We start from the raw sequence: 22949 nt of genomic DNA on the forward strand, positions 1-22949 counted from the left end.
CTATGAGAGCGCTCGGGGGTTGCCTGATTACCCACTTCCGGTGGAACGTCAGACGAAAGGGCCGGAATCGGGGGCTTCAACCCCGACTCCGGCCCCTCGAAACAGGGCTGAGTGAGCGTCTGGTTCAGCGGCCGAGACGACGGCGCACCATGCCGGTGAGCGCGTTCAGCTCCTCGATCCGCATCCGGCGGGCCAGCAGCAGGAAGACCGCGAGCTGCGCGCTGCCGGCCACCAGCAGGGTCAGCACGCTGCCGATCCAGCCGTCCAGCGCCTGCAGCGCGACCAGTTCGACGGCCAGGCCGACCGCGGCGGCGGGCAGCGAGGCGATCGCCAGCCGGACGTAGGTCTTGGCGATCCGCCCGGTGTCCAGGTCGCCGACCTTCGCCTTCAACTTGGGCACCGCCACGAACACCCCGACGGCGTACGACAGGCCGTAGCCGAGCGCCATGCCGGTCACCGCCCACTGGGCGGGCAGCACCAGCCAGCAGAGCACCGCCGTGACGGCCTGGGTGAGCGCCACCCAGACGGTGTTGGAGAACGGGGTGCGGGTGTCCTCGTAGGCGTAGAAGCCGCGCAGCAGCACGTACTGCACCGAGTACGGGATCAGGCCGAGGGCGAAGGCGGAGAGCATGAAGCCGACCGCGGTGGTGCCGTGGGCGACCGCGCCGCCGTTGCCGAGGCCGTAGATCGAGGAGCCGATCACCGGGCCGAGCGCGAGGAACAGGAAGGCGGCCGGGACGATCGCCACCGCGGAGGTGCGCAGGCCGTAGGAGAGGTCGTCGCGCACCGCGCCGGCGTCGTGGTCGGCGGCCGCCCGGGAGAGCCGGGGGAGCACCGCGCTCATCACCGAGACGGTGACCACGGCCATCGGCAGCTGCCAGATCAGCAGCGCGTTGGAGTACGCGGCGAGGCCGACGCCGAGGTGGCCGTCGGCTTCGGCGGCCTTCCCGGAGGCGGTGGCGAGCTGAGTGACCACCAGGAAGCCGGCCTGGTTGGCGAGGACGAACAGGAAGGTCCACTTGGCCAGCCGGGCGGCCTTGCCGAGGCCGTGGCCGCGCCAGTCGAAGCGCGGGCGGAACCGGAAGCCGGAGGCCCGCAGGTACGGGATCATCGACAGCGCCTGCACCGCGAGGCCCAGCAGGGTGCCGACGCCGAGCAGCCGGACGCCCTCGGGGGAGATGGTCTCCGGGGTGACCTCGGTGTGCTGGAAGGTCCCGTACACGCCGATGTACATCGCGAAGGTGAAGATCACCACGAGGTTGTTGAGGACCGGCGTCCACATCATCGCTCCGAACCGGCCGCGGGCGTTGAGGATCTGACCCATCACCACGTGCACGCCCATGAAGAAGATGGTCGGCAGGCAGTACCGGGCCAGCGCCACCGTGGTGTCGGCGCTCGCCTGATCGCGCATCAGCGCGTGCGAGATCAGCTGCACCAGCACCGGTGCGGCCAGCACCGCCACGAAGACCACGCCCGCCAGACCGGTCACCACCAGGGTGAGCAGCCGGTTGGCGTAGGCGGTGCCGCCGTCCTCGTCGTTCTTCATGCTGCGCACCAGCTGCGGCACGAAGACCGCGTTCAGCGCGCCGCCGCCGATCAGGATGTACAGCAGGGTGGGCAGGGTGTTGGCGGCGTTGTACGAGTCGCCCATCGAGGCCACGCCGATCGCCGCGGCGATCACCATGGTGCGCAGGAAGCCGGTGCCGCGGGAGACCAGGGTGCCGGCCGCCATCACGGCGCTGGAGTTCAGCAGGCCGGCGACCCGGCCACCACCGCCCTGCGCCGCGGCGGCCGCGGGGGCGGCGGAGGGCGGGGGCGCGGCGGCGGCGTCGGCCTCCAGCACCGCGGCGTTGGCCTGGATCACCGCCTCCTCCTCGGACAGCGGCGGGTCGAACTCGATCGGCGGCACGTACGGGTGCGGCTCGTCTTCCGCGGCCGGCGGCTCGGGCTGCGGCTCGTCGGCCGCGGCGTCGCCGGACAGCAGCGCGTCGACGCCGACGTACTCGGTGGTCTCGGTGTCCCGGGGCGATCCGGGCTGCGCCGCCGCGGGCTCGGCGGGCTGCGCGGGCTCGGCCGTCCCGGCGTCCGCGGCGACCTCGGCGGCGAGCGTCGCCCAGCGCGGGGCCGGCGCGGTCAGCTGCTTGGCACCCTCCGGCTCGCGCTGCGGCTGGCCGGGCACCGCGGCCGCGCCCTCGGGCTCGGCCGGCGCGCCGTACGGGTCCGGGCCGCCGCCGTACGTCTCGGCGGCGTACGGGTCACGGGCGTAGGTGTCGGCGACGTACCAGTCGGCGGCGGGTTCGGCGGGGGCGGCGGCGGAGCGTGGACCGCTCGCGCGGTCCTGGGGCCGGCCTCCCTGGTCCTGTGCTGCTCGCTCGCTCCGCTCGTTCATGCCACCAATCCACAGTCAGAGGGGTGGGCGCCCGGGGGTGGGACGGCCTAGTGCCCCACCTTCTCATCACCCGGGACCCGATCGTCGGCACCGGCGTCCGAGGACGGCTCCGCGTCGGCGTCCGGCCCCTCGGGGGCCTCCCCGTCGCCCTCCAGCGGGCGGTCCGGGTCCTCGTCGGCCTCGCCGGCCGCCTTGCGCTTCTTGCGCTGCAGGTAGAACCGGACCCCGGCGAGCGCCATCAGCACGGTGCCGCAGACGATCACGTAGGTCACGCCGCTGGCCACCGAGGTGACCTCGACGGTGAAGGTCACCGGCTCGCCGTAGCGCTGCGCGTCCGGGCCGGTGGTCCACAGCTCGGCGGTGACCTGGACCGGGCCGTTGACCTGCGCCTCGGCGGGGAAGCGGAAGGTGCGGGCGGTGGTGGCGTCCAGCACCACGGGCTGCGGTGCGCCGACGTTCAGGCGGTTGGGCTGGGTGGAGACCAGCCGCAGCTCCAGGTTGCCGACCGCCTGGGTCAGGTCGTTCTTCACGCTGATCAGCAGCGTCGCGTTGTCACCCGGCAGGGTCACCACGCTCTTGGTGGGCACCCGGACCGCGGCCTTCAGGTTGTCCAGGTACTGCCGCACGCCGGTGCGGTAGTCGGTGCCGACCTTCGGCTGGTCGCGCCACTCGGTGGACAGCGAGCGCACCATCGCCGCGCTGAACGGCCCGCGGACCCGCTGCGGCTGGGTGAGGATCATCATCAGCTGATCCACGCCGTTCTGCAGCTGCATGGTCGCGGCGAGCTCGTCGGAGGACAGCTCGGAGGCCGCCAGCTCCCGCGGGTAGCCGTCCGGGACGGCGCCGTTGGCGCTCGCGTCGGGCTGCGTGCCGACCACCCTGTCGAGCACCGCGGCACCCGCCCAGCCGCCCGCAACGGCCTGCGCCATCGAGTCGCGCAGCGCGGTGGCGGTGCCGGTGGTCAGCGAGCGGGGCGGCAGCACCAGCACCGTGCGCGGCTGCTCGGGCGCCTGGTGGGCGATCGCCAGGGTCTCGGCGAGGAAGCGCTGCTCGGCCGCGGTACGGTCGCGCGGGGTGCCCAGGTCGCCCTGGAACAGCTCGGAGAGGGTGGCGTCGGCGACCACCGCGGTCTGCCCGTTGCCGATCGGCCGGGCCGCGTTCGGGGTGTAGGAGAGCTTCTCCGACTCGGGCATCGAAGCGCCGTTGACCAGCACCACCCGGCCGCCGGACGCGCCCGCCACCGCCGCGGTCTTCTGGTCCAGCCAGCCCTGGTACGGCCAGGCCACCTCCGAGTGGGCGTCCACCGACAGCCGCGCCTCGGTGGTCACCTGGCCCGCCGTCACCGCCTTGCGCAGCGCGGTGTCCATCCCGGACTGGTCGGTGCCGTGGTGCGCGATCGACGCCAGGTCCGGGTCGGCGTACGGAAGCGAGACCACCTCGGTCTCGGCCTTGCCGACCGCCTGCCGGAGCTTCGCCAGCCAGGCCACCGCCGCGTCGTGGCCGGTGCCGGGGACGGTGTTCTCCTCGCGCGCGGACTCGCCGGAGGTGCCGGGCTTCTGGACCCGGTACGGCTTGGTCATCGCGTACACGGTGTCCAGCAGGTCCGGGTCGATCGCCCAGGTGAGGCCGGTCATCGTGCCGCCGATGTCGACCAGCTGGTTGAGCCGGCCGTCGCCGGTCAGCTCACCGGCCAGGCTGTCGTCGCGCAGCACCGGCATCTGGTCGTTGTCCGGCATGGTCTGGGCGACCAGTACCGGGGCGTGGGTGAGCGGCCAGACCACCGAGATCTGCGAGGCCTTGGCGGTGGCCTTGCCCTGCACCGGCAGGAACGTGCGGGCGATGCCCAGCGGGTGCCCCTTCTCGCTGCCGGTGGTGCCCCAGACGTCGACCGCCAGCTCGTACGCGCCGGTGTCCTTGGCCTTCAGCGCGGAGACCGGCACCGACAGGGTGAAGTCGGCGCTCTTGCCGGGCGGGAGGTCGCCGACGTCCTGGACCGGGTTCTGCAGGTCGATGCCGTCCTGGCCGCTCGGCGTGGTCCGGGACGCCACCAGGCCGATCTCGCTGCGGGTGCCCAGCGGCTTGACCTGCATCGGCGCACGGACCGCGACGGTCGGCGACTTCAGCGTCGACGAACCGGTGTTGGCCACCTTGCCGGTGATCGTGACGGTGCTGGTGTCGGTGGCGACCTGCGGCGAGACGGTGGTGATCTCCACCGTCGCCGGGTACTCGGGGGCGGCGGCCAGCAGGGTGCCGCGCTCGGCGAGCGCCGGGGAGGCGGAGACGGCCGTGAGCAGCCCGCCTGCCAGCAGGGCGGCGGCACTCCTGGCCAGTCGACCCGTCCGCCGTCCGCGGGACGCGGTCCTCGCCGCGTCTCGCCCGGTCCGCTCGTCCACGCGCGCCCTCGCCGTTCCCGATCGTCTCGTTCACTCCACGCACCGCCGCGGCCGCCCGGCGGTCGCCGACCCCCGAAGGAGCGTTCCCCGCATGGTAACGACGCCGACCGGGCCGCAGTGTTGCGGGCCGGTAGCTGTCCGGTGGTGCAAAAGGGGAAAGCGGTGGGGGAGGGCGGGCACGTACCCTTGTGAGCCGTGTCCACTGCCAACGCGTCCAGCGCCAATCATTCCAGCTCCGCCGACCCGACCGCCCTGCCGGGGCTGACCGAGGCGCAGACCTGCGGCCTGCAGGAGCTGCTGCGGGTCTCCCCGGTCGCCGACGAGATCGCCCGCCGCTTCGAGGCGCAGGGCCACCGCCTGGCCCTGGTCGGCGGCTCGGTCCGGGACGCCCTGCTCGGCCGGCTCGGCAACGACCTGGACTTCACCACCGACGCCCGCCCGCAGGAGATCCTCAAGCTGGTCAAGGGCTGGGCCGACGCGGTGTGGGACGTGGGCATCGCCTTCGGCACCGTCGGCGCGCGCAAGGACACCGCCGACGGCTCGTTCCTGATCGAGATCACCACCTACCGCAGCGAGGCGTACGACCGCTCCTCGCGCAAGCCCGAGGTCAGCTACGGCGACTCGATCGAGCAGGACCTGGTCCGCCGCGACTTCACGGTCAACGCGATGGCCGTCGACCTGCCCGGCCGCGGCTTCGTCGACCCGCACCACGGCCTGGACGACCTGGAGGCCCGGGTGCTGCGCACCCCCGCCACCCCCGAGGAGTCCTTCTCCGACGACCCGCTGCGGATGATGCGGGCCGCCCGGTTCGCGGCCCAGCTGGACTTCGAGCCGGCGCCCGAGGTGGTCGCCGCGATGACCGCGATGGCCGAGCGGATCACCATCGTCTCCGCCGAGCGGATCCAGGCCGAGCTGAACAAGCTGCTGCTCGCCGCCCACCCGGTCAAGGGCCTGCGGCTGCTGGTGGAGACCGGCCTGGCCGACCACGTGCTGCCCGAGCTGCCCGCGCTGCGGCTGGAGAGCGACGAACACCACCGGCACAAGGACGTCTACGAGCACTCGCTGACCGTCCTGGAGCAAGCCATCGCGCTGGAGACCGAGGGCCCCGACCTGGTGCTGCGGCTCGCCGCGCTGCTGCACGACATCGGCAAGCCGCGCACCCGCAGGTTCGAGGCGGACGGCCGGGTCTCGTTCCACCACCACGAGGTGGTCGGCGCGAAGATGACCCGCAAGCGGATGCGCGAGCTGAAGTACTCCAAGGAGCTCACCGAGGAGGTCTCGCAGCTGGTCGAGCTGCACCTGCGCTTCCACGGCTACGGCGGCGGCGAGTGGACCGACTCCGCGGTGCGCCGCTACGTCGCCGACGCCGGCCCGCTGCTGGAGCGGCTGCACAAGCTGACCCGCTCCGACTGCACCACCCGCAACAAGCGCAAGGCCGCCGCGCTGGCCCGCACCTACGACTCGCTCGAGGAGCGGATCGCCAGCCTGAAGGCCCAGGAGGAGCTGGACGCGATCCGGCCCGCGCTGGACGGCAACGAGATCATGCGGCTGCTCGACCTGCGCCCCGGCCCGGCGGTCGGCCGCGCCTACCGGCACCTGCTCGAACTGCGCCTGGAGCACGGCCCGATGCCGCACGAGGACGCGGTGGCCGAGCTCCGCAAGTGGTGGGCGCAGCAGCCGCAGGACTGAGCGCGGCCGGCGGGTGACCCGCCGTCAGTGCTTGGCGACCGGCGCGAGGCAGAGCACGTACCGGTAGCTGCGGAAGTGCTTGCGGTACTTGCCGCGGTAGGTCCGGGTGGTGCCCTTGGGGCAGCTGTACGACAGCAGCGTGTCGTTGTTGGCGCGCTGCGTCACCCGGTACTCGGCCGTGGCGGAGGAGCAGGCGGTGAGCTTCGGGGGCGTGCCGCCGGTCGTGCAGTCGCCGGGGACGGCGATCCGCGGGCTGTGGAGGTACGACCACAGCCCGAGCGGGACGGCCAGCACCAGCAGCGCCACGGCGATCCGGAACATCCAGTTGCCCTTGCGCCGGGCCTGCTCGGTGATCACGGGCTGCTGGTAGCCGTACGGCGGCTGCGGTGTGCTCATCTGGTCCCCCCGGGGCGTCGGTCGCGGTGCCGTGCGCCCACGTACCCTAGCGGGCGGGGTTCCGCCGGCCCCCGGCGGTCGAGGGCCCCGACGCTCCGTCAGTCGCGGCGGGCGGCGCGGTAGTAGAGCGCGGCGCCGAGCGCGTAGAGCACGGCGAGGCCGACCACCACCGGGACCGAGCGGCCGTTCAGCGGCAGCACCAGGGCGGTGACCGCGGCGGCGGCCACGAAGCCGACGTTCACCAGCACGTCGTAGATGGCGAAGACCCGGCCGCGGTAGTCGTCCTCCACCGACTCCTGGACGAGGGTGTCCGCGCAGATCTTGGTGCCCTGGGTGACCAGGCCGAGCAGCAGTGCCGCGATCATCGCCGGGATCTCGCGGAACGGCAGCCCGAGTGCGGGGACGAAGACCGCGGCGGCGGCCAGGCAGGTGGCCATCCAGCCGGGCAGGCCCAGCCGGCGGGTGCACCAGGGGCTGACCAGCGCGGCCAGGAAGAAGCCCGCCGCGGACATCCCGACCGCCAGGCCGAGGCTGGCCAGTCCGGCCTTGCTGTCGTCCGCGCTGTTGAAGGTGTACCGGGAGAGCATCAGCACCACCACGATCAGCACCCCGTAGCAGAACCGCGCCAGGGTGACCGCGGCCAGCGCGTGCACCGCCGGACGGCAGTCCCGCACCAGGTGCTGGACGCCCGCCCGCAGGTCCGCCCAGGCCGCGCTCAACGCGACGCCCAGGGAGGGGAGTTCACCACTCTGCTCGGGGCCGAGCTGGTCCGGGGCGATCCGCTGGGCGGCCAGCGCAGCGGACAGGTAGAGCAGCGCGGCCACGGTCACCAGCAGCGCGTCGGCGTGCCGGCCGGGCGGCAGCAACTGGTGCACCAGGAAGCCCACCAGGCCGCCGCTGGCCGCGGCGACCGTGCCGAGGGTGGGGGAGAGCGCGTTGGCGGTGACCAGGTCCGCGGAGGCCACCACCCGGGGCAGCGCGGCGGACAGGCCCGCCAGGATGAAGCGGTTGAGCGCGGTCACCAGCAGCGCCGCCGCGAAGAACAGCCACTCCGGGGCCCGGCCGAGCAGCAGCGCCGCCGTCACCAGGCCCAGCCCGAACCGCGCCAGGTTGCCCACCAGCAGCACCCGCTGCCGCCGCCAACGGTCCAGCAGCACGCCGGCGAACGGCCCGACCGCGGAGAACGGCAGCAGCATCACCGCCAGCACCGCGGCGATGTCCGCGGGGGAGGACTGACGCTCCGGCGAGAAGATCACGTACGCCGCCAGCGAGACCTGGAAGACGCCGTCGGACAGCTGCGAGAGCAGACGGACCGTCAGCAGCTTCCGGAAGCCGGAGCCGCTCAGCAGCCCGAGGAGGCTGGCCTCCTGTGGGGGCCGTTCGGTGATCACCCGCCAAGGGTGCCATGAGGGGCAGTGATGTTTCACGTGAAACATCTGCCAACGCCGAGCGACCAAATGCCCCCCGCGCGCCCCCTGTCGCCGATGTCCTCCCCGCCGTACGGTCGTTGACCCATCCCGGGAGGAACCATCGCACCCTCGCAACGGGAGGCTCCCATGAGAGACGAGTTCACCGCCCTGCTGCTCGGCCAGGTCGGCGTCCACGAAGGCCGCGACCCCGACGGCACCTGGAACAACCACCAGCGCTACTCCACCGAAACCCCCGGTCTGGAATGGTCCGACGGCCAGCCCTGGTGCGCCGTCTTCGAAGCCTGGGCCGCCCACCGCACCGGCATGGACACCCTCTGGCCGATGACGGCCTCCTGCCTCACCGCCGTCGCCTGGTGGCGCAACCACGGCCGCTGGACCGACTACCCCGTCCTCGGCGGCCCCTTCTACCTGGGCCCCGACGGCGGCACCCACACCGGCATCGTGGTCGCCTACGACGCCGACACCATCCACACCGTCGAGGGCAACGCCCTCCCGCTGCACGCGGGCGTCCTCACCCCCGGCGGCTTCCGGCGGATGGGCGACCTGCGGGTCGGTGACCCGCTGATCGATCCCGCGGGGCAGCTTTCCCACGTCACCGGCGTGCACCCCAAGGGCGTCCGGCCGGTCCACCGGATCACGCTCCAGGACGGCTCGTCGGCCGAGGCCTGCAACGAACACCTGTGGCAGGTCGAGACCGAAGGCGATGCCCAGCCCCGGGTGGTCACCACCCTCGAGTTGGCCGACCTGGTCGCCCGCCCTCACCACCCGGTTCGCGTCCCCCTGTTGGAACCCGTCGAGTACCAGCAGACCGGCGAGCCCCTGCCGGTGGACCCCTACCTGCTGGGCCGTCTCCTCGGGGGCGGCGCAACGAGCGAGGGCGGTGCGCCGGTCACCGACACCGCCCTGGACGCGCTCGGCCTCCGCGGTGCCACCGCGGAGCGGACGTTCCTCCCGGAGCGCTACCGGAAGGCCGGGATCAAGGAGCGCCTGGCCCTGCTCCAGGGGCTGATGGACGCCGCCGGCCGGATCGACGAGCAGGGACGGATCGACTTCGCCGCAGACTCCCGCCAACTCGCCCTGGACGTCCAGGAGATCGTCCGGTCGCTCGGCGGCCGGGCCGTGCTGGACGAGGACGCCTCGCGGGTCCGGAACGTCGACATGCCGCGCCTCAACCCGTTCCGCCTGCCCGACAAGGCCGCGTGCTTCGTCCCGCGGGACGCGGCCTGGGCGCGCACGGTGGTCTCGGTCGAGTACCTGCGCGACGAGGAGGTGCAGTGCATCGCCGTCTCCGCACCCTCCCACCTGTTCGTCACCGACGACTTCATCCCCACCCACAACACCAATGACAACGGAACGGCCGAGGGCGACGGGGTCTACCTGAAGTCCCGGCCGCGGCGCGGTCCCGGGTCGCCGTACGGGTACGGGGTCCCGGCGTACCCCGAGGGGACGGTGTCGGCGGACCCGGCGCTGGGCGGGGTGCCGGCGGCGCGGACGTCGGGCCAGGCGACGACACCGGTGCCCGGCGTGCCGACCTGGCCCTGGCGGTACCTGCGGGTGCAGTCGCCGATGCTGCACGGCGACGACGTGCGGATGTGGCAGCAGAAGATGTCGATGCGCGGCTGGGCGATCGACGTGGACGGCTGGTACGGGCCCGCCTCGGCGGGCGTGTGCCGGGCGTTCCAGCAGCGCCACGGCCTGGCGGTGGACGGCGTCGTCGGACCGATCACCTGGCGCGCCACCTGGTCGTAGCGAGAGAAACGGCAGGAGGGCCGTCCCCGTGGCGCACCACGGAAACGGCCCTCCTGACGAGCGATCAGCCTGTCAGCTGCTCAGCTCAGCGCTCGACCTCGCCACGGATGAACTTCTCGACGTTCTCCTTGGCCTCGTCGTCGAAGTACTGCACCGGCGGGGACTTCATGAAGTACGAGGACGCGGAGAGGATCGGGCCGCCGATGCCGCGGTCCTTGGCGATCTTCGCGGCGCGCACGGCGTCGATGATGACACCGGCCGAGTTCGGGGAGTCCCAGACCTCGAGCTTGTACTCGAGGTTCAGCGGGACGTCGCCGAACGCGCGGCCCTCGAGGCGGACGTACGCCCACTTGCGGTCGTCGAGCCACGCCACGTAGTCGGACGGGCCGATGTGGACGTTCTTGGCGCCCAGCTCGCGGTCGCGGATCTGCGAGGTGACGGCCTGGGTCTTGGAGATCTTCTTGGACTCCAGGCGCTCGCGCTCGAGCATGTTCTTGAAGTCCATGTTGCCGCCGACGTTCAGCTGCATGGTGCGCTCGAGGATGACACCGCGGTCCTCGAACAGCTTGGCCATCACGCGGTGGGTGATGGTCGCGCCGACCTGGGACTTGATGTCGTCGCCGACGATCGGGACACCGGCCTCGGTGAACTTGTCGGCCCACTCCTTGGTGCCGGCGATGAACACCGGGAGGGCGTTCACGAAGGCGACCTTGGCGTCGATGGCGCACTGGGCGTAGAACTTGGCGGCGGCCTCGGAGCCCACCGGCAGGTAGCAGACCAGGACGTCGACCTGGCGGTCCTTCAGGACCTGGACCATGTCGACCGGGGCCTCGTCGGACTCCTCGATGGTCTCCCGGTAGTACTTGCCGAGGCCGTCGAGGGTGTGGCCGCGCTGCACGGTGACGCCGGTCGGCGGCACGTCGCAGATCTTGATGGTGTTGTTCTCGCTGTTGCCGATGGCGTCGGCCAGGTCGAAGCCGACCTTCTTGGCGTCGACGTCGAACGCGGCGACGAACTCGACGTCGCGGACGTGGTAGTCGCCGAACTGCACGTGCATCAGGCCCGGGACCTTACCGGCCGGGTCGGCGTCCTTGTAGTACTCGACACCCTGCACCAGCGAGGCGGCGCAGTTGCCCACGCCGACGATGGCTACGCGAACCGAACCCATTCCGGTTGCTCCCTGAATCTCATGAGATCCGCCGTGCTGTGGCGGCACCTCGGTTCCACATCTGTTCTGACTGTCTGTCGGGCGCACGGAGCGCCCTCACCTCTCGCGGACGGCCCGGGGCCGACGCGGAGCGCAGCGCTCCGTCAGGAGCGCCCCGGGCGGTCGTGCGGTGGCCCCGGCGGGTCCGAGGACCCGGCGGCCTGGCCACGGCCGTCCGAAGTTTGGGGGGACGCGGGTGCGCGTCCGGTTCTGGTGGCCCGCTCGGTCTCGATCAGCTCGTTGAGCCAGCGGACCTCGCGCTCCACCGATTCGAGGCCGTGCCGCTGGAGTTCGAGGGTGTAGTCGTCGAACCGCTCGCGGGTGCGGGTGATCGAGCTGCGCATCCGCTCCAGGCGCTCCTCCAGCCGGCTGCGCCGGCCTTCCAGCACCCGCATCCGCACGGCCCGGTCGGTCTGGCCGAAGAAGGCGAAGCGGACGCCGAAGTGCTCGTCCTCCCACGCCTCCGGGCCGGTGTCGGCGAGCAGTTCCTCGAAGCGCTCCTTGCCCTCCGGGGAGAGCCGGTAGACGATCTTCGACCGCTTGCCGTTGAGCGCGGTGGCCGGGACGTACTCGACGTCCGGGTTGTCCTCGACCAGGAAGCCCTGGGCGACCAGGTTCTTCAGGCACGGGTAGAGCGTGCCGTAGGAGAAGGCCCGGAAGGAGCCCAGCAGCACGTTCAGCCGCTTGCGCAGCTCGTAGCCGTGCATCGGCGCGTCGTGCAGCAGGCCGAGGACGGCGAACTCGAGCACGCCGGAGCGTCGACTCATGCCGCCTTCTCCTTCCGATGGGAGTGTCCCGGATCGATGCATCGCGCCGATGTATCGGCTCGATATATCGGCAACAGTAACCCTGGGTCACGGAAGGGGCAAGGGGGGCACGCGTAACCACGATCACAAGCGCTTTGAGCAACGGGCGTGTAATGATCTGCGGTCGTTTCGTCCTGATTGGTCATCAATGCCCGATTGACCACCTTTCAGATCGCCGTACTCTTTCGGCTGTGCACCCTGACCGAGGAGCTGCTGAGAGATGAGCGAACACCGGCGTAGGTCGGCCAATCCCGGGGGCGGACAGCAGCCGCCGCCCCGGCGAGCCGACAGCGGGCGTCCGTATGCCTACGGCAGCCCGGTCGAGGGCGCACCCGACTACGCACCCGGGGCCGCGCCCGGCACGGGCCGCGACGAGCTCGCCTCGGGCGGCGGAGGTCGGCGCACGACGCGGGCGACCGCGCAGCAGCCCCGGCTGACCCGCGCCGAGATGCGCAAGCAGGGCCGCAAGGGCGGTGCCGGCGGCGCCGGTGGCAGCGGCCCCGGCGGCCCCGGCGGCTCGGGCGGTCCGTCGGACGGCAGGTCCGGTGGGCGCGGCGGCAAGCCGGGCAAGAAGCGCTTCATCGACTACCCGCGGTTCGGCCGGGAGGGCTGGAAGCGCTGGGTGCCCTCCTGGAAGCTGGTGCTGAGCCTCTTCCTGGTGTTCTTCGGCGGCGGCGTGGCCGCGGTCGGCACCGCGTACGCGCTGGTCACGGTGCCGAACGCGAAGGACGCGATCCACGACCAGAACAACATCTACTACTGGGCCGACGGCACCGAGATGGCCCGCAAGGGCGACACCAACCGGCAGTTGGTGGAGCTCTCCGGGATAAGCCGCGAGGCCCAGGACGCGGTGATCGCCGCGGAGAACGAGACCTTCCGCACCGACAGCGGCATCGACCCCAAGGGCATCGCCCGCGCCGTGTACAACATGGCCACCGGCGGTGAGACCCAGGGTGGTTCGACCATCACCCAGCAGTACGTGAAGAACGTCTACCTGTCCCAGGACCAGACCCTGACGCGAAAGCTGAAGGAGTTCTTCATCACCCTGAAGATCAACGGGTCGCAGAGCAAGGACGACATCCTCAAGGGCTACCTGAACACCAGCTGGTTCGGCCGCGGCTCGACCGGTATCCAGGCCGCCGCCCAGGCGTACTACGGCGTGGACGCCAAGGACGTGAACGCCTGTCAGGGCGCCATGCTGGCCGGCCTGTTGAAGGGCGCGGGCCTCTACGACCCGACCCTGAACCAGGCCAACCACGACCGCATGGTGGCCCGCTGGAAGTGGATCCTGGACCGGATGGTGATCACCAAGGCGCTCACCCCGGAGCAGCGCGCCAAGTGCACCGACTTCCCGGAGCCGATCAAGCCGAAGGCCCCGGCCAGCATGAACGGCGAGGTCTCCTACCTGGTGGACACCGTCAACCAGTTCATCATGACCAAGGACCCGACGATCACCGACGCGAAGCTCGGCCGCGGCGGCTACCAGATCTACACCACCTTCCAGAAGGACAAGGTGGACGCGCTGAAGGCCGCGGTGGACCAGGTCAAGACCGAGTCGCTGCACCCGGACAAGCGCCCGGCCGACACCAACGTCCAGGTCGGCGCCGCCTCGGTGGTGCCCGGTGACGGCGCGATCGTCGCGATCTACGGCGGCGACGGCATCGAGAACGGCCACTACAGCAACAACGCGGACTCCAAGGTCCCGGTCGGCTCGACCTTCAAGCCCTTCGTGCTGGCCACCGCGATGCAGAACGGCGTGCTGACCAAGAGCGGCCCCGACGGCAAGCCGACCCAGATCAACCCCGAGTCGCTGTACCTGGCGAACAACCTGTCGCCGATCTACTCGAAGAACGGCACCCCGCTCACCGGCGACGACGGCAAGCCCTACAAGCAGCGCAACGACAGCCCGGGCACGCCCGGCTACGTCTCGCTGAAGAAGGCCATGCAGTGGTCGTACAACGTGCCGTTCGTCCAGCTCGGCCAGGACGTGGGCGGTGCCAACGTCGAGAAGATGGTGCTCAGCCTCGGCCTGAAGAAGGAGAGCCTGGAGCCCTCCTCGACCATCACCTACCCGCTCGGCACCTCGCACCCGAGCGCGATCCGGATGGCCTCGGCCTACTCGGTGTTCGCCGCCCGCGGGCAGCAGAACGACCCGTACTCGGTGGCCAAGCTGGTCTACAACGGCGCGGAGCAGCCGGCGTTCACCAAGTCCGCGCCGAAGCAGCCGCTGGACCAGGCGGTCGCCGACAACATCACCGACGTGCTGGAGAACGTGGCCAAGAACGGCACCGGTAACAAGACCAACGCGCTGGGCCGCCCGGTGGCCGGCAAGACCGGTACCACCGACGCCGGTACCTCGGCCTGGTGGGTGGGCTACACCCCGCAGCTGGCCACCTCGGTCGGTATGTGGCGCGAGGAGGCGGGCAAGCCCGGTCTGCTCTCGCTGAACGGCACCGCGGGCCACGAGTCCGTGCACGGTGGTGACTTCCCGACCGACATCTTCACCCGCTACATGAAGGTGGCGCTGAAGGACCAGCCGGTGAAGGACTTCCCGGCCCCCGAGCCGTGGGGCCAGCAGGTCGACTCCTCCGGTGCTCCGGCCAGCGCGTCCGCCTCGGCCTCCGCGTCGGCCTCCACCGGCCCGACCGACCAGCCGACCGCGACCGTGGGCCCGTCGCCGACGCTCACCGCCGAGCCGAGCAGCAGCCCGAGCCCGAGCAGCAGCCAGAGCTGCTTCCTCGGCCCGCTCTGCCCGAACCCGAGCCCGAGCAAGTCCGGCAAGCCCAGCAAGTCGCCGACGAGCAGTCCGAGCGACAGCGCCAGCGGCCTGCCCCCGGCCGGCTGACGGAGGCCGTAAGGGGACGATCCCGACAGAGGGGCACCGGACTGCGAGAGCAATCCCGTGCCCCTCTTCGGTTGTGGCGGACGGTGCGGCAGTATGTGCGCCATGACGTCCAGCCTGCGTGACGAGACCTCCGCGGCCGGCCCGGCCCCGGCCGAGGGCCCGCTGCCCGATACCGTGGTCGTCCCCGCGGACGAGGACCCGGTCTCGGCGGCCGGCAGCGAGCTGTTCGGCGGCCCGCCGGGGCGCCGGGCGCTGCTCGGGGTGTCCTGGTGGACGCCGGCCAAGTTCCTGGCGCTGGCCGTCATCGCCACCTACCTGCTGGGCCTGTTCCAGAAGGCGCCGTGCTACACCGACGGCTGGTTCCACGGCGCCACCACCCAGTACACGCACGCCTGTTACAGCGACATCCCGCACCTGTTCTCGGGGCGCGGCTTCGCCGACGGCCGGCACCCGTACCTGGACCCGATCCCGCAGGGCTCGCCGGACATGAAGTACCTGGAGTACCCGGTGCTGACCGGCCTGTTCATGCAGGTCGCGGCGTGGTTGACCACGCCGAACGGCGAGATGATGGGCCGTGAGCAGTGGTTCTGGCTGGTCAACGCCGGAATGCTGATGATCTGTGCGGTGGTCGCGGTGGTCGCCGTCTCGCGCACCCAGCGCCGCCGCCCGTGGGACGCGCTGCTGTTCGCCCTGGCACCCTGCCTGGCGCTGAACGCGACCATCAACTGGGACCTGCTGGCGGTCGCGCTGGCCGCGGTGGCGATGGCCTTCTGGTCGGGCTCCAAGCCGCTCTGGGCGGGCGTCTTCATCGGCCTGGCCACCGCCGCCAAGCTGTACCCGGTGCTGCTGCTCGGGCCGCTGCTGATCCTGTGCTGGCGCTCGGGCAGGTGGAAGGAGTTCGGCCTGGCCTTCGGCGGCGCGGCCGGCGCCTGGCTGCTGGTCGACCTGCCGATCATGATCGCCAACTGGCAGGGCTGGGCGACCTTCTACACCTTCAGCCAGACCCGCAAGGAGGACTTCGGCTCGTTCTGGCTGATCCTCATGCAGGTCCGCAACGCCCAGCTGTCCACCCTGAACACCTGGATCGCCGGCCTGCTGGTGCTCAGCTGCCTGGCGATCGGCTGGCTGGCGCTCAGCGCCCCGCGCCGCCCGCGCTTCGCCCAGCTGGCCTTCCTGGTGGTCGCGGCCTTCGTGCTCACCAACAAGGTCTACTCGCCGCAGTACGTGCTCTGGCTGATCCCGCTCGCCGCCCTGGCCCGCCCCCGCTGGCGGGACTTCCTGATCTGGCAGGCCTGCGAGGTGCTGTACTTCCTCGGCGTCTGGTCCTACCTGGCCTACTCCGGCGACTCCAAGCAGCACGGCATCGACCAGGAGTGGTACCACTTCGCGATCGCCCTGCACCTGATCGGCACTCTGTACATCTGCTACCTGGTGGTCCGCGACATCCTCTTCCCGGACCGCGACCCGGTGCGCTGGGACGGAAGTGACGACCCGTCGGGCGGCGTGCTGGACGGCGCCCCGGACACCTTCGTGATCGGCACCGCCCGCCGGCTGCGTGAGGAGGAGAGCTACGCCGCCTACGCCCCGCACGGCGAGGTGGACTGGCTGGGCCCCGACCTCGGCCCGGACCCCGACACCGACGCGAGCCCCGACGCGGACCCGCTGGCGAAGCGCTAGCTCAGCGCTCGGCCACCCGGTCGAAGTGCGTGGTGGTGTGACGGACGTTCAGCGGCAGTTCGTCACCCATCGCGGGCGGCTTCAGCTCGCCCGGCAGGAACAGGATCGACGCCTGCATGTGCGGCGGCTCGGCGAACCACAGCTGCTTGCCCCGCCAGGAGTACGGCGAGAGCGTCCGGTTGACGGTGGCCAGCCCGGCCCGGGCCAGGCCCTTGGCCCGGGGCAGCATCCCGTGCACGTACTTGGGCGCCTCCAGGCCGACGCCGTGCGCGGTGCCGCCGGTGACCACCAGCAGGTGGCCGTCGGAGGGGGCCTTGTGCTGCCGGTAGCCGTAGCGTTCGCCGCGGGCGACCGGGGTGACGTCCAGCACGGTGGCCCGCGAGGAGAGCGCCTCGACCTCGCCGAGCCACAGCCGGGTGCCGATCCGGGAGCGGAAGACCGTCCGCGGGTGGCGCTCGGCGAGCCGGGTGACGTCCTTGGCGGCCAGGTGGCTGAGGTAGACGGCCCCGGTGGGCAGGCCGGCCGCCTCGATCGCCCGCACCCACCCGGTGACCTCCTCCACCGGGTCGGAGCCGTCGGGGCGGTCCAGCGGCAGGTGCAGCGCGAAGCCCTCGACCCGCACCTCGCCGACCGGCAGCCGGGCCAGGTCCGCGACGGCGATGCCGTGCCGGCGCATCGTGGTCATGCACTCCACCACCACCCGGCTGCCGGACGGCAGCGCGGCCAGCGCCTCGGCGTGCGCCACGGTCCGCACCACCCGCTCCGGCGGCAGCTCCCGCGGCTCCTCACCGACCCGGTACGGGGTGAGTACCAGCAGGTCCCCGGGGAAGTCCTCGGCGACCTCGGCGGCCTCGTCCGCCGTGCCCACCGCCAGCATCGGCGTCCCCAGCCGGGCCGCCTCGGCCGCCAGCCGGCGGTTGCCGAAGCCGTAGCCGTTGCCCTTGGCGACCGGTACCAGCCCGGGGAACTCCGCCAGCAGCCCGCGCTGGTGCGCCCGCCAACGGCCGGTGTCCACGTACATCGTCAAGGTCATGCGTCGTTCTCCCCGAATGGTGTGACGGTGCGTCAGCGGCGCGACATGTAGAGGTCGAGCGCCTTGTGCAGCAGCTTGTTCAGCGGGTAGTCCCACTCGCCGAGGTACTCGGCGGCCTGCCCACCGGTGCCGAGCTTGAACTGGATCAGCCCGTACAGCGGGTCGTCCTCGTCCAGGGTGTCGCTGATCCCGCGCAGGTCGTAGAGGCTCGCGCCGAGCGCGTAGGAGTCCCGGATCATCCGCCACTGGATCGCGTTGGACGGCTTCACCTCGCGCTTGTGGTTGGCCGAGGCGCCGTAGGAGTACCAGACGTGCTCGCCGACCGTGAGCATCGTGGTGGCCGCCAGCGGCTCGCCCTCGTGGTAGGCGAGGTAGAGCCGCATGCGGTTGGGGTCCTCGGCGGTCAGCGCCTGCCACATGCGCTGGAAGTAGGCCAGGGGGCGGGGGGTGAAGTGGTCGCGCTCGGCGGTGACCACGTACAGCTTGTGGAAGACCGCGAGGTCCTCGTAGCCGCCCTGGACCACCTCGACGCCGCTCTTCTCGGCCTTCTTGATGTTGCGGCGCCACAGCTGGTTGAAGCCGCGCTGCACGTCGTCCAGCGAGCGGCCGCCGAGCGGCACCTGGAAGACGTACCGGGGCTGCACGTCGCCGAAGCCGGCCCCGCCGTCCTCGCCCTGCAGCCAGCCGGCCTTGCGCAGCCGGTCGGAGACCTCGAAGGCGCGCGGCTCGTACCAGTCCGGCTCGACGTCGCGCAGCCGCTTGGCCTCCTTGGAGGCGATCGCCTCCTTGATGGTGGCGGCCTCCCAGCGGCGGACCACCACCGGCGGGCCCATCTTCACCGAGAACGCGCCCTGCGACTTCAGGTGCGCCAGCATCGGCTGCAGCCAACCGTCCAGGTCCCTGTCGAACCAGTCGATCACCGGGCCCTCCGGCAGGTAGGCCAGGTAGCGCTTCAGCTTGGGCAGTTGGCGGTAGAGCACCAGCCCGGCGCCGACGATCTCACCGGAGGGGTCGAACCAGCCCAGGCTCTCCGCGCGCCACTCCGCCTTCACGTCCGCCCAGGAGGGCACCTGCATGTGGCTCGCCGAGGCGCGGCTCTGGACGAAGGCCAGGTGTTCCTCACGCGTGATCGTCCGCAGACGCAGGCTCATGCTGGGTGCTCCTCCTCGTCAGTCCTTGTCAAGGCCTGACCCTATCGCCCGAATGGTCCGATTCGGCCGCGAATCGGCGGAGGGCCGGGAAGCGCCGGCGCCCTCCCCGCCCGTACCTGCCGCACAGGTATTACGCGGGAAGGGCACCAAGGGTTGCTCGGTGGCCCGGAGGTCTACCGGTGGCCGCGCGCGGGGCTCACCACACGCCCCCGAACAGCCCGCCGTGCGCCACTCCGAGGTAGAGGCCGAACGCGGACGCGCCCAGCCCGATCACCACCACGAACCGCTCGGCGGTGGTCACCGAGTAGAACAGGCCGACAAGTCCGGCGATGACGCCGAACAGGCCGGTCCACGAGGTCAGCAGATGCAGGTTGTGGAAGAACGAGGTGACGAAGGCGACCAGGCCGAGCAACGCGGTGACGCCGACCAGGGCGTTCTCCCGTGGATGTGCGTGCCCGTCGGTGTTCAGCGTCAGCGGCGGCCGGTGGACTGTCTGCGCCATGGGACCCACCTCCAGTGGAGGGAAGCTTGCCGTTCTGTCCAGATTGCGACCGATTCGCTCCGGGTGGCAACCCCTGGACCGAAGTGTTTTGTCCGCCGGTCGGGTCACCCGGTAGGCTGGCACCTCTGTACTGGTGTAGAGGCGTGCCCGCATGCCCTGGCACCGGTGCCGACGCGCACAACCCTCCTGCCACGGAGAGACCGTGGCCGTTGAGTCCAAAGGAGGTGGGTTACACATGCGTCACTACGAGGTGATGGTCATCCTCGACCCCTCGGTCGAAGAGCGAGCTGTCTCCCCCCTGATCGAGAGCTTCCTCAACGTCGTCCGCACCGGCGGCGGCAAGGTTGAGAAGATCGACACCTGGGGCCGTCGTCGCCTGGCGTACGAGATCAACAAGCAGTCCGAGGGCATCTACTCGGTCATCGACCTCAAGGCCACGCCCGAGGTCGTCAAGGAGCTCGACCGCCAGCTCAGCCTGAGCGAGTCGGTTCTGCGGACCAAGGTCCTGCGCCCGGACACCCACTGAGCCCACTCCGGCGTCCGCGCCGGAGCGCTCACGTCGCATGTTTCACGTGAAACATCGCTGACGAGCACCGCAGAACTCCTTTCCGAGAGGTCATCACCACATGGCAGGCGAGACCGTCATCACCCTCGTCGGCAACCTCGTCGACGACCCCGAGCTGCGCTTCACCCCGTCGGGTGCGGCGGTCGCGAAGTTCCGTATCGCGTCCACCCCGCGCACCTTCGACCGCCAGACCAACGAGTGGAAGGACGGCGAGAGCCTCTTCCTCACGTGCAACGTCTGGCGTCAGCCGGCGGAGAACGTGGCCGAGTCGCTGCAGCGCGGCATGCGCGTCATCGTGCAGGGCCGACTGCGCCAGCGGTCTTACGAGACCAAGGAAGGCGAGAAGCGGACGGTCTTCGAGGTCGAGGTCGATGAGGTCGGCCCCAGCCTGCGCTCGGCGACCGCCAAGGTCACCCGCGCCAACCGGACCGGTGGTCCGGGCGGTGGCGGCGGCTTCGGCGGTGGCGGCGGCCAGCAGGGCGGCGGTTACGGCGGCGGCCAGGGCGGCGGCAACTGGGGTGGAAACTCCGGTGGCGGCCAGTCCGGTCCGTCCGACGACCCGTGGGCGTCCAGCGCCCCGTCCGGCGGCCAGCAGGGCGGCGGCTGGGGTGCCCCGTCCGGTGGCGGCTTCTCGGAGGAACCCCCGTTCTAAAGCGGTGCGGGCCGGGTTTCACGAAGACCCGGCAACGCTGACAGATTTCGTACCTAAACGGAGCACACGATGGCGAAGCCGCCTGCTCGCAAGCCGAAGAAGAAGGTTTGCGTCTTCTGCAAGGACAAGGTCAACTACGTTGACTACAAGGACACGAACCTGCTGCGGAAGTTCATTTCCGACCGCGGCAAGATCCGTGCCCGCCGGGTCACCGGCAACTGCACCCAGCACCAGCGTGACGTCGCCACGGCCGTGAAGAACAGCCGTGAGATGGCGCTGCTGCCCTACACCTCCACCACGCGCTAAGAGAGGGTGACCGAAGAATGAAGATCATCCTCACTCACGAGGTCCCCGGCCTCGGCAGCGCCGGCGAGGTCGTCGAGGTCAAGGACGGCTACGCCCGCAACTACCTGGTCCCGCGTGGCTTCGCCATCCGCTGGACCAAGGGCGGTCAGAAGGACGTCGACGCCATCCGTCGCGCCCGGAAGATCCACGCCATCCAGACCCTCGAGGCCGCCAACGAGATCAAGGCGAAGCTCGAGGGCCTCCAGGTCAAGCTGGCCGTCCGCTCCGGCGACGCCGGCCGCCTGTTCGGCTCGGTGACCCAGGCCGACGTCGTCGACGCCATCAAGGCCGCCGACGGCCCGGTCGTGGACAAGCGCGCGGTCGCGATCGCCTCGCCGATCAAGACCGTGGGCACCCACAAGGTGTCGGTCAAGCTGCACGGTGACGTCCAGGCCAACCTCGACGTCAACGTCGTCGCCGCCTGAGCGAAGCAGTAGCCAGTACGAAGGGGTCGGACTCCGCAGGGAGTCCGGCCCCTTCGTCGTGCCGGTGGTTCGTCGTGCCCGTGGCGAGGCCCGTGCTCAGGCGCGCACCGCGCCGGTCACCATCCAGTGGCCGGTGCGCACCCGGCCGGTCAGGAAGGCGGCGCGGGCCAGCATGAACAGGTTCATCGCCCACCACAGGCCGGCCAGGCCCAGGCCGAGCGCGGGCACCGCCAGCGCGGCCGGGGTGAAGACCAGCAGGGTGGCGAGCATCGCCCAGGCCAGGTAGCCGCCGTCGCCGGCGCCCATCAGCACGCCGTCCAGCACGAAGACCAGTCCGCCGACCGGCTGGGTCAGCGCGGCCAGCAGCAGCACCGTGGCGAGCTGGCTCCGGACGGCCGGGTCGGCGGTGAACAGCGGGATGTACAGCGGCCGCGCCAGCACCATCAGCAGGCCGAACAGCACGCCCGCGCCGATGCCCCACTCGACCATCCGCCGGGTGGCCTCCCGGGTGCCCGGCAGGTCGCTCGCCCCCAGGTAGCGGCCGATGATGGCCTGCCCGGCGATCGCGATGGCGTCCAGCGCGAAGGCGACGAACGACCAGATGGTCATGGTGATCTGATGGGCCGCCACCTCGGCGTCGCCGAGGTTCGCGGCCACCGCGGTGGCGATCAGCAGCGCCGCGCGCAGGCTGATGGTGCGCACCACCAGCGGGCCGCCGGCCCGGGCGGAGGCCTTGATCCCGGTGCGGTCCGGCCGCAGGCTCGCGCCCTCCCGGCGGGCGCCGCGGACCACCACCGCGACGTACGCCGCGGCCATCCCGGTCTGCGCGATCACGGTGCCCCAGGCGGAGCCGGCCACTCCCAGGCCGGCGCCGTAGACCAGGCCCAGGTTGAGCAGCAGGTTGGCGCTGAAGCCGCCGATCGCCACCAGCAGCGGGGTGCGGGTGTCCTGCAGCCCGCGCAGCACGCCGGTGGCGGCCAGCACCAGCAGCATCGCCGGCACCCCGAGCGCGCTGATCCGCAGGTAGGTGACGGCGTACGGGGCGGCGGTGGGGGAGGCGCCGAGCAGGTGGGCGGCCTGCGGGGCGAGCGCCAGGGTGAGGGCGACCACGCCGACCGAGAGCAGCAGGGCCAGCCAGATGCCGTCGATGCCCTGCTGGATGGCGGCCCGCCGGTCGCCGGCGCCGATCCGGCGGGCGACCGCGGCGGTGGTGGCGTAGGCGAGGAAGACGAACACCCCGGCGGCGGTGGTGAGCGCGGCGGAGGCGATGCCGAGGCCGGCCAGCTGGGCGGTGCCGAGGTGTCCGACGATGGCGGAGTCGGCCATCAGGAAGAGCGGTTCGGCGACCAGGGCGCCGAAGGCCGGGACGGCGAGGGCGAGGATCTCCCGGTCGTGGCGGCGGCGTTCGGGTGCTGCTGTGGATCTCCAGGGCATGGGGTCAGCCTACTCATCCACAGGTAATAGGCACTAGCCCCATCGATCTATTACCGATCCTGTGGATGAGCGCCCGTTCGAACGGCCGATCGAACACCTGAACGGCTCCGCTCACGGGTGTGTGAAGAATTTCTCATGCACAGCCCGTCGAAGAAGTACTCGCAGGTCAGCGAGTTGACACCGGAGCGATCGTGTGGTTATCCACAACGGTGTCCACAGGGTTGTGCACAGCTTTCCGGGGGTTCTCCACAGCCTTCGGAC

18 protein-coding genes are annotated in these 22949 nt (G+C 71.3%); 8 read left to right on the plus strand and 10 right to left on the minus strand.

All coding sequences use genetic code 11. The features are described 5' to 3' along the window. Positions 1-124 precede the first annotated feature (124 nt). Positions 125-2389 (minus strand): murein biosynthesis integral membrane protein MurJ, encoded by a 2265-nt coding sequence (gene murJ, locus ACWD4U_RS23125; protein ID WP_363455738.1) that lies wholly within the window; start codon positions 2387-2389, stop codon positions 125-127. Positions 2390-2436: 47 nt separating this feature from the next. Further along, a complete protein-coding gene (locus ACWD4U_RS23130) occupies positions 2437-4782 on the minus strand; it encodes a DUF6049 family protein (RefSeq protein WP_363455734.1) in 2346 nt (781 codons plus the stop codon). A gap of 252 nt (positions 4783-5034) precedes the next feature. On the opposite strand from ACWD4U_RS23130, the gene ACWD4U_RS23135 reads away from it, so the two are divergent. Beyond that, the gene (locus ACWD4U_RS23135; RefSeq protein ID WP_449787285.1) at positions 5035-6471 is read left to right on the plus strand and encodes a CCA tRNA nucleotidyltransferase; all 1437 of its coding nucleotides are present in this window, start codon (positions 5035-5037) and stop codon (positions 6469-6471) included. 24 nt (positions 6472-6495) lie between these two features. Here ACWD4U_RS23135 and ACWD4U_RS23140 read toward each other — a convergent pair whose 3' ends face one another. Further along, positions 6496-6867: an LppU/SCO3897 family protein gene (locus ACWD4U_RS23140; RefSeq protein ID WP_363455732.1), complete on the minus strand. Its 372-nt coding sequence runs from the start codon at positions 6865-6867 to the stop codon at positions 6496-6498. Between the two features lie 98 nt (positions 6868-6965). After that, positions 6966-8258 carry an MFS transporter gene (locus tag ACWD4U_RS23145; protein WP_363455730.1) on the minus strand — a complete coding sequence of 431 codons (1293 nt, stop codon included), beginning with the start codon at positions 8256-8258 and terminating at the stop codon, positions 6966-6968. Positions 8259-8423: 165 nt separating this feature from the next. On the opposite strand from ACWD4U_RS23145, the gene ACWD4U_RS23150 reads away from it, so the two are divergent. Continuing rightward, on the plus strand, positions 8424-10046 hold the full coding sequence (locus ACWD4U_RS23150) for a peptidoglycan-binding domain-containing protein (protein WP_363455727.1): 1623 nt from the start codon (positions 8424-8426) through the stop codon (positions 10044-10046). 85 nt (positions 10047-10131) lie between these two features. On the opposite strand, the gene ACWD4U_RS23155 is transcribed toward ACWD4U_RS23150, so the two are convergent. Both ACWD4U_RS23155 and ACWD4U_RS23160 read right to left on the minus strand, forming a co-directional pair. Next, complete coding sequence (locus ACWD4U_RS23155) at positions 10132-11214, minus strand: inositol-3-phosphate synthase (RefSeq protein WP_363455725.1); 1083 nt, start codon at positions 11212-11214, stop codon at positions 10132-10134. Between the two features lie 143 nt (positions 11215-11357). Beyond that, positions 11358-12020 carry a PadR family transcriptional regulator gene (locus tag ACWD4U_RS23160; RefSeq protein ID WP_363455723.1) on the minus strand — a complete coding sequence of 221 codons (663 nt, stop codon included), beginning with the start codon at positions 12018-12020 and terminating at the stop codon, positions 11358-11360. Between the two features lie 487 nt (positions 12021-12507). On the opposite strand from ACWD4U_RS23160, the gene ACWD4U_RS23165 reads away from it, so the two are divergent. Next, positions 12508-14904: a transglycosylase domain-containing protein gene (locus ACWD4U_RS23165; protein WP_449787281.1), complete on the plus strand. Its 2397-nt coding sequence runs from the start codon at positions 12508-12510 to the stop codon at positions 14902-14904. Between the two features lie 93 nt (positions 14905-14997). After that, complete coding sequence (locus tag ACWD4U_RS23170) at positions 14998-16581, plus strand: glycosyltransferase family 87 protein (RefSeq protein WP_363455717.1); 1584 nt, start codon at positions 14998-15000, stop codon at positions 16579-16581. 1 nt (position 16582) lies between these two features. Here ACWD4U_RS23170 and ACWD4U_RS23175 read toward each other — a convergent pair whose 3' ends face one another. From ACWD4U_RS23175 to ACWD4U_RS23185, 3 genes are all read right to left on the minus strand, one after another. Beyond that, a complete protein-coding gene (locus tag ACWD4U_RS23175) occupies positions 16583-17614 on the minus strand; it encodes an alanine racemase (RefSeq protein ID WP_363455714.1) in 1032 nt (343 codons plus the stop codon). Between the two features lie 32 nt (positions 17615-17646). After that, entirely contained in the window at positions 17647-18765 is a 1119-nt protein-coding gene (locus tag ACWD4U_RS23180) for a lipid II:glycine glycyltransferase FemX (RefSeq protein WP_363455712.1), read from the minus strand. Positions 18766-18961: 196 nt separating this feature from the next. Further along, entirely contained in the window at positions 18962-19267 is a 306-nt protein-coding gene (locus tag ACWD4U_RS23185; protein ID WP_363455709.1) for a hypothetical protein, read from the minus strand. Positions 19268-19502: 235 nt separating this feature from the next. Between ACWD4U_RS23185 and rpsF the strand changes: the two genes are divergently transcribed. From rpsF to rplI, 4 genes are all read left to right on the plus strand, one after another. After that, on the plus strand, positions 19503-19793 hold the full coding sequence (gene rpsF, locus ACWD4U_RS23190; protein ID WP_363455706.1) for a 30S ribosomal protein S6: 291 nt from the start codon (positions 19503-19505) through the stop codon (positions 19791-19793). Positions 19794-19893: 100 nt separating this feature from the next. After that, a complete protein-coding gene (locus ACWD4U_RS23195) occupies positions 19894-20484 on the plus strand; it encodes a single-stranded DNA-binding protein (RefSeq protein ID WP_363455704.1) in 591 nt (196 codons plus the stop codon). A gap of 69 nt (positions 20485-20553) precedes the next feature. Further along, complete coding sequence (gene rpsR, locus ACWD4U_RS23200) at positions 20554-20790, plus strand: 30S ribosomal protein S18 (RefSeq protein ID WP_030270170.1); 237 nt, start codon at positions 20554-20556, stop codon at positions 20788-20790. A 17-nt stretch (positions 20791-20807) separates the two neighbouring features. Then, entirely contained in the window at positions 20808-21254 is a 447-nt protein-coding gene (gene rplI / locus ACWD4U_RS23205; RefSeq protein ID WP_363455701.1) for a 50S ribosomal protein L9, read from the plus strand. Between the two features lie 96 nt (positions 21255-21350). Here rplI and ACWD4U_RS23210 read toward each other — a convergent pair whose 3' ends face one another. After that, a complete protein-coding gene (locus ACWD4U_RS23210; RefSeq protein WP_363455698.1) occupies positions 21351-22688 on the minus strand; it encodes an MATE family efflux transporter in 1338 nt (445 codons plus the stop codon). Positions 22689-22949: the final 261 nt, after the last annotated feature.

The sequence above is a fragment of the Kitasatospora sp. NPDC002522 genome (genome assembly GCF_053595195.1).